Source organism: Brevibacterium sp. SIMBA_078 (assembly GCF_046534565.1).
In the GTDB taxonomy this organism is placed as follows: domain Bacteria; phylum Actinomycetota; class Actinomycetes; order Actinomycetales; family Brevibacteriaceae; genus Brevibacterium.
The window spans coordinates 1-399 of record NZ_JAWRYQ010000039.1; the positions used below are offsets into that span (position 1 = coordinate 1).

Here is a 399-nt window from a genome sequence, read left to right on the forward strand (position 1 = left end):
GGGTTTTGACCGGGTTTAAGGCCAAAACCGTACCCGAACTCGTAGGTGTTTCGGCCCATGATTGCCGTTTTGTAGGTCTCAAGGCGCTTTAAGTAGTCGTCTACCACAGGCCCTTCAGGCGCGAATTTCGATATGTCTCCAGACACGCCGGAGATAAAACCGTCCAGCGAAACGGCAACGTCATAAATTATGGGATGCATGAGATGCTCCTGATAAATAATTTCCCTAAAAGCCATTCGGCTTCTGAATGAGTTGGGAATTATTTGATCACTGGCAGAGCACTCCTCGGTTGAAGGTATTTTTAGAGGAAGCTGTTTGGCTGGTCAACACGCAGCCAAATGTAAGCTGACCTTCGAACTCAGCGCAGCATTTGGAAGTATGGGCTCGAAGCGGACATGC

At 48.9% G+C, this 399-nt stretch carries 1 pseudogene; it reads right to left on the reverse strand.

Features of this window, described 5'->3' with window-relative positions:
• A pseudogene (locus SB749_RS18765) lies at positions 1–200 on the reverse strand (hypothetical protein); the annotation flags it as partial.
• Positions 201–399 lie beyond the last annotated feature (199 nt).